Below are 703 nucleotides of genomic sequence, written 5' to 3'. Positions count from 1 at the left end.
GATCTCGTTTATCGTATTGATGTTGCGCTACCGCAGCGCCTTCAGGTCATGAAAACGGATTTCAATGATGCGTTTGAGCGTTTGAATCAGACATTCTCGGTGATCCAGCAAAGCGTTATGGCCATTGGCTCTGGCACAGGCGAAATCTCTGTCGCTTCGAACGATATGTCACGGCGCACCGAGCAGCAGGCGGCAAGTATAGAGCAGTCCTCAGCCGCGATCGAGCGCGTAGTGAGTATGCTGCGTGACTCCGCAGACAGTGCGAAGAAAGCCGCTTCAGTGACCGATGACACGCGACTGGGTGCTGAAAAGTCTGGCGCGATGGTTCATAACGCCGTGAACGCGATGAGCCAGATCGAGAGTAGCTTCGCCCAGATCAGTCAGGTGATCGGACTTATCGACGAAATTGCTTTTCAGACAAATCTCCTTGCACTGAATGCAGGGATAGAGGCCGCCCGAGCCGGGGATGCAGGACGTGGTTTTGCTGTCGTCGCGACAGAAGTGCGCACTCTGGCTCAGCGGTCGACTGAAGGCGCTCGTCGCGTGAAGGAGATGGTCTCAAGTTCGAGCGATTTTGTCTCCGATGGCGTAAGGCTGGTGCGCGAAGCCGGTGGCGCTCTAGGTATTATCCTGAGTCAGGTTGGGGAGATCGACAAGCTCGTCGCGGAAATCGCTCATTCCTCGACTGGTCAATTCTCGGCGA

Annotated in this window: 1 protein-coding gene; it reads left to right on the top strand. The window is 55.5% G+C overall.

Annotated elements, in window-relative coordinates; genetic code table 11:
- Positions 1-703: methyl-accepting chemotaxis protein (locus P792_RS35390; protein WP_023980018.1), on the top strand; the 703-nt coding region annotated here is incomplete at both ends.

It is taken from the genome of Asaia sp. SF2.1 (assembly GCF_000505765.1).
Lineage (GTDB): Bacteria > Pseudomonadota > Alphaproteobacteria > Acetobacterales > Acetobacteraceae > Asaia > Asaia bogorensis.
This window is presented reverse-complemented; position numbering and strand designations above follow the sequence as displayed.